This is a genomic window from Nostoc sp. PCC 9305 (assembly GCF_963920915.1).
Taxonomy (GTDB): domain Bacteria; phylum Cyanobacteriota; class Cyanobacteriia; order Cyanobacteriales; family Nostocaceae; genus Nostoc.
The window spans coordinates 1-1,732 of record NZ_CAWUDN010000242.1 but is presented as its reverse complement, the minus strand read 5'-3'; the positions used below and the strand labels follow the sequence as shown (position 1 = coordinate 1,732).

General features: G+C 43.8%; 1 protein-coding gene. It reads right to left on the bottom strand.

Features of this window, described 5'->3' with window-relative positions; genetic code table 11:
* Positions 1-129 precede the first annotated feature (129 nt).
* The gene (gene tnpC / locus ACM0OX_RS35560) at positions 130-1,665 is read right to left on the bottom strand and encodes an IS66 family transposase (RefSeq protein WP_414519904.1); all 1,536 of its coding nucleotides are present in this window, start codon (positions 1,663-1,665) and stop codon (positions 130-132) included.
* Positions 1,666-1,732: the final 67 nt, after the last annotated feature.

Genomic DNA, 1,732 nt, shown 5'->3' with positions numbered 1-1,732 from the left:
GTAATCGACCACGGGGTGATCGCAGATTAAAAGACAATGCTTCTCTTTGGATAAAGCAGTTGCAGGGATAAATGCCAGAGATTCCAGCAGGTTGAATAAAGGTAAATAACCGGATCTCAGCAATGGGGATTAGGCAGCATTTATTACTTGGTCGGGAGAATCAGCGACTTCAGGAAGTAAAGAAGGGGCTGGCGAATTAGTGCGTGCAGCGCTTACTGCTGATATCATAAAATCCAAAACATTTCGACGCTGAGACTTGAAAGTAGTAACAACAGTTAACATCCTTTGCACAAAACGACTACCCGCCTGGGTTTGGGAGCCAAAACTAGTACGTCGCCATATAACAGCAGGACGTATGGCTCTCTCAGCAGCATTATTTGTTGGTTCAACACCTTCAACCGTCAAAAATAACCATAAAGCAGGTTCAACTTTCAGTATTTGGCGGCAAGTGCGAACAGTTTTAGCCAGTGGAGTTTTTTCTTGAGAACCAATTTCATAATCGGCAGCCTCTTGTAGAGAGAACTTGATGGAGTTACGAATTGGTTGGACTAAAAGTTGAAGTTCACAATGCTTCAAAGTTCCATCTCTGACTCGATGCCAAAGTTCAAATAACAACTCAAGTTGTTTTACCAGAGCCGTTCCTAATTCAGCTGAAACTCCGGGACGCTCTGATATTTTGATGAATTCTCGCTTTAAGTGTGCCCAACACAATTGTCGCTGTGACAAACCTACCCAGTTGTATGCTGCATATCGGTCTGAATTTAAAATACCGCTAAAGTCTTCGCCCAGGAGATTACGGGCAGCATCAGAACAACGGGAAAGCGCAATCTGAAAAAATGTTACCAGAGGCGTTACTGCCTCACATTGCCAAGCTTGACTCTTTTTAGAATTGCACCCATCAACGTTTCCTTGCACAAAGCTTGTTTCATCCGCCCCAACTACACGCGAGTTTTGAACGTATATTTTTGCTGACTCAACTGCACTTTCGACTGCGTTGCTGGCTTCAAATCTCAAGTTGTTGACTGTACCCAAAGACATAGAAACGCCAAATATATCTTGCATTGAACTCTGTACCATTCTTTGACTGTGGCGATACAGTCCGCTCAATATGGTTACAAGAGCTACTACTCTCACACCATATCCACTTGGATGCACGTCTTGTGGTAATTTTGCACGGGTTAAAATTCCACACTGCTGGCATACTAGTTGATGCAGGCGATGTTCTACGATGATTGGGTTAATAGGGGGAATTTCTACGATCTGGTGGCGGTAAGGATTGGCATCTTCTCCCAATAATATTTCTCCGCAACAGCTACAGGTCTTTGGGTGGTGGTCTAAAACACTTGAACATTCGGACACATCGTACAAAAATCGACTATGACCCTTGTGCCCTGGTTGCCCCCCTCGCTTTTTACCACTCTTCTTTTTTTCTGGTTTTTTTTCGGCATGAAGTGGATCTGACGATGGGGGAATGCTGGAGTTTTTTGATGTGCAATTGATTTTTTCTAATAACTCTTGCTGTTTGGACTCAAGTTCCGCCAGCCTTTTTTCTGATTGCTTTATATGCTGCCTCATTTTCTCCACCAGTTGTTTGATGCTGGGTGGAGTCTTTTCCCAATCTGAGTCGGAAATTTCAATTCCGTAGGCGAGGCAGTTTTCATCCATGCCTCTTAATCTACCACCTCAGTACCCCATTTTTGACTGTAGCGTTTCCTATCCTGTGAACGGTTAC